The sequence below is a fragment of the Loktanella sp. F6476L genome (assembly GCF_023015725.1).
Classification (GTDB): Bacteria; Pseudomonadota; Alphaproteobacteria; order Rhodobacterales; family Rhodobacteraceae; genus Yoonia.
This window is the reverse complement of the sequence record NZ_JALKAR010000021.1, coordinates 20,285-27,357: the sequence shown is the minus strand read 5'-3', so window position 1 is coordinate 27,357 and position 7,073 is coordinate 20,285. Positions and strand designations below refer to the sequence as shown.

Sequence of the window (7,073 nt, the reverse complement as noted above, 5' to 3'; positions counted from 1 at the left end):
TAGCCCACTGGTCAATGCAATCCGCACCGCATCTTGGCGAAATTCGTCCGTACGTTTCAGTCCCATAGTTCATCTCCTTTGTTGCAGTAAATGCTATCAAAGGAGCGGCATCAAACCGCGACAGGTCCATACTGTCTTGGTTCTGGGAAAAACCCTACACCGAGCCGCTGATCCCGTGGGGCGACACGCTGCACGATAAATATCTGTTGCCACATCATGTGATGACAGATTTCAAAGAGGTGCTGTCGGATCTGTCCGCCGCACATGGCTTTCCTTTCCGTGATGACTGGTATGACGCCCAGTACGAATTCCGCTTTCCAGAGGTCGGTTCGGTACAGGTCGAAGGCATGACCCTGCGGTTGTGCAACGCGATTGAGCCTTGGCTGGTTTTGGGCGAAGAAAGCACCGGCGGCGGCACGTCACGTTATGTCGACAGTTCGCTGGAACGGGTCGAGGCCACGATTGAGGGGCCTTGGTCGGACCGCTACATCCTGACCTGTAACCAAGTCGAAGTGCCCTTGCGGGACTACGGCCCGAATTTGCGCGGTGCGGGCGTCCGGTTCCGCAGTTGGCAACCATGGTCATCGTTGCACCCGACGATCCCATCACATGCCCCGTTGGTTTGTGACATTTACGACAAAACAGTAGGTAGATCGGTTGGTGGTTTGACGTATTCGGTGTCGCATGTCGGCGGCAGATCGAATGAAACCCGTCCGGTCAATGATCTGGAAGCCGAAGGTCGACGCCGTGTCAGATTTGTGCTCGGCCAACATACGCCGATGGGGTACAACCCAATCTCACCTCGCAAGAACCAACATCAATATTGGACGATTGATTTGCGGTTCGTTTGAACCGTGGCATGCAGAGACGCCGGAAATAGTTTAGAAGTTTGACCAAAAGCTGAACTTCTAAACCGCAATACATGCATCAAGAAGGACACTTTGCATGCATGGTTCGCCATACGTTTCCAAAGTCGTACCATGTCAATTCCACCAAAATACAAAGCCGAGTGTCACCTACACGACCGCGGGAAACCGTGCTTGCACTGTCTTGGATACATTCGCCTGCGTTGTCCGCAGGCAATGTAACTCTGGCATGAAAATCGACGAAAATCGGTAATGTCCGTTTGGGGCAATTCTTCGCAAACGGCCCAAGCGCTCATCTTCCAATGGCTTTTGCTTTCAAGTTCAACTCCCATTTATCTTACAGTGCGGTCCACCACTATATGCCCGACATAAGCAGAACTGCGCGAAGATCGCCGTTCTTCTAATTGATCTACGTGACCCTTGTTCATCGCGTTGAATGAATCCTTGGGCAGTCACCCGAAATTTATGCGTTACGGGCTGATGATGTACTGCATCTGAGGCTTGCCTTGGGTTCACTTTAACTGACGCTGCACCGCGCATGAATGACTGCTTCGGCGAGAAAGCAGACGTTCGGCAACACGTAACGCTTTCAACCGAAGCTGGCACCGAACCCGCATCGACGACGAAATCTCTATTCTGTTGAGCAGCTGACATAGTGGTCCGTGTCCAAATCGGCAATTTGGGATTACCGGTGAATTGATCCTTTGTCGGCAGACTTCAGCCGCGTACATATCCGACAATTACGTCCATGAACGCACGCGCTGAAGCCGTATTTTCGTGCCCTAGGCGGTTCAAAAGGCCGATCGGTCTGCTTATTGCTGGGTCCGCTATAGGGCGCCAAACGACACCTCCGGACGAGCAGCCATCAAGTGCCATTTTCGGTAGAACGGCGACGCCGATTTTCTGCGAAACCAGTTCCAGCGCCGTCGTCGTACGGCCAACTTCATGTGTCCACAGAACTGGCGTTTCGTTTCGGGCAAGGGCTTCGTCGATAAGCAGTCGGTTTCCCGTGCCGCGGGCAGGCAAGATCAGCGGAACTCCGGATAGGTCGTGCCAAGTAAGGCTGTCCTTTGATGCAAGCAGGTGATCTGGCGGCAGGACTAGCACCATGGATTCTTCAATGAGGGGCGTGAAGTCGGTGACCGGTTCAAGCATGGGGATCGAACCGATGCCAAAGTCTGCTTCGCCCTGTGCGACTGCTTCTGCAACTTCGTTGGCCGCCAAGTCCATCACGCGAATACGAGCGTTGTGGCCTGCGGCCCGAAACGCCGAGATCGCCGGAGCGACCAATCCGCCAATGACGCTCGGAATCGTGGCAAGCGTGACAGTTTGCGCCATTTGATAGGCATATGCGGCGCTTTCGTCCTGCATAGCGAGTGTGGTTTCCCGCGCTTCTTGCAAGATCGCCTCGGCCCGAATTTGCAGACGTTTGGCTGCCAGTGTTGGGCGCACATCACGGGTCGTGCGTTCGAATAGCTGGGTCCCTAGCGCTTCTTCCAACTTGCGCACCCGCCGTGTGACGGAAGATTGCGACAGATTGAGACGTTCGGACGCAAGGTGGAACGAAGCCGTGTCTTTCACAGCGAGAAAGGCTTCTAGGTCGAGAAAATCATAATTGATGCGCATATTGCATCAATTCCAAAAAATGTTGCATTAGTCAAATAAATCTGAGCCTGCTAGTGAGTGATCAACTAGGAGGCGCCTATGATCAACCAGCCCGATATCGTCATCATTGGCGGTGGCAACGCCGCCCTTTGCGCCGCGATCACCGCTGCCGAAGCTGGTGCGCGCGTGCAAATTCTTGAAACCGCGCCCAAACCCTATCGCGGCGGCAATTCCCGCCACACGCGCAATTTTCGGTGCATGCATTCTGGCCCGCTCGGCCCGCTGATTGATGATTACAGCGAAGACGAATATGTGGCCGATCTTATGAAGGTCACAGGCGGCAAGACCGATGAAAACCTCGCGAGGCTGGCGATCCGCCGTTCCGAAGAATGCCTGCCGTGGATGGAAGAACGCGGTGTGCGTTTCCAACCGTCCTTGTCGGGCACCCTATCGCTGGCGCGGACCAATGCGTTCTTTTTAGGCGGCGGGAAGGGGTTGGTGAACGCCTATTATCGCACCGCTGCAGTGCTGGGCATCGACGTTCTTTATGAGGCAGCTGTCACCCATTTGGAACGCGAAGGCCAGCGGATCACGCGCATCGATTTCACCCACGAAAGTACCGCCAAAAGCCTTTCACCCAAATCGGTCATCGTCGCCTCTGGTGGTTTTCAGGCTGACACCGATTGGCTGGCCCGCGCTTGGGGACCTGCGGCAAAGAACTTCTTGATCCGAGGCACGCCTTACAATCGCGGGGTGGTTTTGGCGGACCTTCTGGATCAAGGCGTTGAACAGGTGGGCGAGCCGACCCAGTGTCACGCGGTTGCCATTGACGGGCGCGCGCCGAAGTTTGACGGGGGAATCCTGACCCGCCTCGATTGCGTCCCGTTTTCTATTGTTGTGAACAAGGACGCAGAACGCTTTTATGACGAAGGTGAAGATGTTTGGCCCAAACGTTACGCCATTTGGGGGCGTCTTGTCGCCGCTCAGCCCGATCAGGTTGGATACGTCATCATTGACGCCAAATCGCTTGAACTCTTCATGCCGTCGGTCTTCCCGCCAATCAAAGCCGACACGCTAGAAGCGTTGGCCGAAACCATGGGCCTACCGCCCGAAAATCTGCGCGCAACGGTCGACACCTTCAACGCGGCCTGCGGCGACACGTCGGGCTTCCACCCGACCGAACTGGACGGCGTGACCACCCGCGGCCTCACACCGCCCAAAACGAACTGGGCCCGCCCGATCACCGAGCCGCCATTCTATGGCTATTCCCTGCGCACCGGCGTCACATTCACTTACCTCGGCCTCAAAGTAGACGAGAACGCCCAGTGTTCCGCCGATGGCAAGCCTATCGAAAACCTTTGGGCCGCCGGTGAAACAATGGCTGGATCGATCCTTGGGCAAGGCTATCTGGCCGGTTTCGGGATGACAATCGGCACGGTCTTCGGACGCATCGCAGGTAAGGAGGCCGCGGCCCATGCAAACTGATTTCTTGAACGAAGCGCGCCGACAGGCCGAGATCTGCAATGCCTGTCGTTACTGCGAAGGCTATTGTTCTGTCTTTCCGGCCCTGCACCGCGAACGCGCCTTTTCCGACGGCGACCTGACGCAACTGGCCAACCTGTGCCACAACTGCAGAGGCTGCTATTATGCCTGCCAGTACACCGCGCCACACGAATTCGATCTGAACCTGCCCAAGGCCCTCGCCGTAGTCCGCCAAGACAGCTGGAAAGAATACGCATGGCCGCGCGGTTTGGCTCAGCTGTTTGACCGGAACGGCGTTGTGATTGTCGCGGGCTTGGTCTTGGCGCTGTCTCTGATCTTCGCGCTTGCGCAAGCATTGCGTCCCGAGGGCGGAGAAGGGTTCTACGCTTACATGTCTCACGGCCTAATGGTTGCGATCTTTGCGCCCGCGTTCGTGGTGCCGCTGCTTGCTCTTGCCGTGTCGCTACGCAGTTACTGGCGCACGGTGGGCGGCGGAAAAATACGGATGGGCGACATTTGGGAAGCGGCCAAATCTGCGGGTCAAATGCGCAACCTGAAAGGGGGCCACGGAGACGGCTGCAATTTCGAGGACGAAGACCGATTTACCCACGCCCGCCGCCACCTGCACCAAGCGGTGCTTTATGGCTTCTTGCTTTGCTTTGCCTCCACGTCCAGCGGCACGATCCTGCACTACGGTTTCGGGCTTGAAGCGCCTTATGGGCTGTTGAGCCTGCCAAAACTGCTGGGTATTCTGGGGGGGATTTTGTTGACGCTGGGCTGCTTGGGCCTCGCGTGGATCAAGACCAAAGCGGATCCGAACCTCGGCGCACCCAACGCTTGGGGCGGTGAGATGGCCTTTGTGCTGTTGCTTGGCTCAGTCGGTTTCACCGGTCTGATCCTTTATTCTGCGACAGGCACATCCGCCGTTAGTTGGCTGCTTCCGCTACACTTGGGCACGGTGCTGACGTTCTTTCTGCTGACGCCATTCTCGAAGATGGCGCACGGGTTCTACCGGATGGCCGCCCTTGTCAAAGAGGCTGCGGTGACGCGGTCAGCGGAAAGGTCATAAGAACGCAAAAGCCGTCTTCAGTATTCGATAGCCTGATCTTCCCACCGACGCTTTCAAGAACCGCTTGGGCAATCGGGAGCCCAAGACCTGATCCTGCGCTTGGACCAATTTGGCTGAACCGACCAAGAGCGCGCTCAAAATCCTTTGCGGCAATGCCGACGCCGTTGTCCGTAACGGCGACGTCAAAACTGCCCGAAGATCGCTGAGTACGCAGCACCACTACGCTAAGGTCAGTCCCACCGTGTGCTAGCGCGTTGTTTAGCATGTTCAAAATGGCCTGCTCGAACATGACCGGATCGCCCGTCAAAGAAATCTTATCATCGGTCAGCACTGCTTCAAAGGTGACGCCCATCTGTCTGGCCGTTTCAGTGAATGATGCGACGAGTGGCTTCAGGATCGCTATGGGATCAAAGGTCTGGACCTGAGCAGCGGCTGGTGTCGCGCGGGCACGTTCCAACGTTAAGAGGTTGTTGGCCAATTGTCCTGCATCCCGCGCTGCGTCGCGCAGATCTTCAGAGCGGACCATCGCATCCTCAAAGGTTTTTGCATTGGCCACTGAATCTGCCAACGACATCACACCTGCAATCGGGTTCCGCAATTGGTGCGCAGCATCCGAGATGAAAGCATCTTTGGCGTCGAACGTGCGCGACAGTTCTGCCACCAGATCATTGAACCGACCGACGATCCCAACGACCTCTTGCGGAATGCGGCGTTTGATGGGCGACAAATCGGACGAGGACCGTCTTGCGATGGCGCTTTCCAAGTCCGTGAGTGGTGCAAGGCCGCGCGCGACCCCAAACCAGACGAACAGGGCAAGCGCACCAATCATCGACGCGATAATCAAAAATACGGGCCCCGTGCGAGATCGCACAAACCCATCCCGTACCGCTGTTTGCTGCCAAACGGTAAAGGTGAACAGCCCCGTTACCCCGTCAATCGAGGTGCTTTGCGAAAACCGTAAAGCGCGCACCGGTTCGCCGCGATAGATGGCGTCGTAATAGGTCTGCGTTGCGTCCGGCGGCACCACGTTCGGAGGCACAGGCGGGGTCGCATAGCCCGTCACAAAAACACCGTCGGGTGCAAAAACGTGATAGAATACCGCGCCACCAGACGTATCGCGGATCAGGTCGCGGGTTTCTTCGCTTAATGCGTCGCCGCCGGTTACGGCCGTATCGCGCGAAATTGCCAATGCTGTTGAAAGCAGGGATCGGTCGAACCTGTCACCCGCATTGTTTTGCGCGTCAAAATAGGCCCAGACGCCAACAAGGGCAGCGACCAATATCAGCGGCCCAAGGATCAAAAGCGTCAGCCGCGCACGAAGGGACAGGCTGTTATTCAAGGTGTCGCCTGCATCACATAGCCTAAGCCGCGCTTTACGGTGATCTGCACGCCATGTGGTTGCAGTCGCTTGCGCAGCCGCGACACGTAAACTTCGACGACTGGTTCGTCCACATCTGAACCAGTCCCGTAAAGGCTATCAAGCAGCAGTTGTTTCGAAACAATACGCCCGTTCGCCATCAAAAGCCGTTCGAATAAGGCGACCTCCCGTCGTGGGACATCCAATGGTCCGTCAACCCCCGAAATCGTTCGGGCCGTCAGATCAAAGGATACGCCTCCGATCTGCGAAACCTGTACAGGCTGTTTGCCCACGCGGCGGGACAGGGCGCGAATGCGGGCGCCGAATTCGTCCATCTCGAAGGGCTTGCTCAGGTAATCATCTGCCCCTGCATCCAGACCTTTGACCTTGTCCTCGGTTTCCGACTGCGCGGTTAGCAACAACACTGGGCGTTTGTCGCCCCTGCCACGTAGCTCGCGCAGGATCGTCAGCCCGTCCCGCTTAGGAAGATTGATATCAAGCACCACAATATCCGCATCATCATCAATCAAGAAGGCTGCAGCTTGCTCACCGTCGTGTAGCAAATCCACCGCGTGTCCCGCGTCATGCAGATAATAGCGGATGCCTTTCGCGACAGAGATGTTGTCTTCGACGACGACGATACGCACTGGGGTTCCTTTCAAAAAATCGGGCGGATGCAAGGTTCGCGCAAGGA

At 56.5% G+C, this 7,073-nt stretch carries 6 protein-coding genes; 3 read left to right on the top strand and 3 right to left on the bottom strand.

Annotation, left to right across the window (positions count from 1 at the left end):
- Positions 1-71 precede the first annotated feature (71 nt).
- The gene (locus tag MWU61_RS19065) at positions 72-851 is read left to right on the top strand and encodes a transglutaminase family protein (protein ID WP_348645608.1); all 780 of its coding nucleotides are present in this window, start codon (positions 72-74) and stop codon (positions 849-851) included.
- Positions 852-1,583: 732 nt separating this feature from the next.
- Here MWU61_RS19065 and MWU61_RS19060 read toward each other — a convergent pair.
- The gene (locus tag MWU61_RS19060; RefSeq protein ID WP_247130058.1) at positions 1,584-2,492 is read right to left on the bottom strand and encodes a LysR family transcriptional regulator; all 909 of its coding nucleotides are present in this window, start codon (positions 2,490-2,492) and stop codon (positions 1,584-1,586) included.
- Positions 2,493-2,570: 78 nt separating this feature from the next.
- Here MWU61_RS19060 and tcuA point away from each other — a divergent pair, with 78 nt between their 5' ends.
- Both tcuA and tcuB read left to right on the top strand, forming a co-directional pair.
- Entirely contained in the window at positions 2,571-3,956 is a 1,386-nt protein-coding gene (tcuA, locus tag MWU61_RS19055) for an FAD-dependent tricarballylate dehydrogenase TcuA (protein ID WP_247130057.1), read from the top strand.
- The gene (gene tcuB, locus MWU61_RS19050) at positions 3,946-5,022 is read left to right on the top strand and encodes a tricarballylate utilization 4Fe-4S protein TcuB (RefSeq protein WP_247130056.1); all 1,077 of its coding nucleotides are present in this window, start codon (positions 3,946-3,948) and stop codon (positions 5,020-5,022) included. Before tcuA ends, tcuB begins: the two co-directional genes overlap by 11 nt.
- On the opposite strand, the gene MWU61_RS19045 is transcribed toward tcuB, so the two are convergent.
- Together MWU61_RS19045 and MWU61_RS19040 are read right to left on the bottom strand one after the other, a co-directional pair.
- Positions 4,982-6,361: a sensor histidine kinase gene (locus MWU61_RS19045; protein WP_247130055.1), complete on the bottom strand. Its 1,380-nt coding sequence runs from the start codon at positions 6,359-6,361 to the stop codon at positions 4,982-4,984. The genes tcuB and MWU61_RS19045 overlap by 41 nt on opposite strands.
- Entirely contained in the window at positions 6,358-7,026 is a 669-nt protein-coding gene (locus MWU61_RS19040) for a response regulator transcription factor (RefSeq protein WP_247130054.1), read from the bottom strand. Before MWU61_RS19040 ends, MWU61_RS19045 begins: the two co-directional genes overlap by 4 nt.
- Positions 7,027-7,073 lie beyond the last annotated feature (47 nt).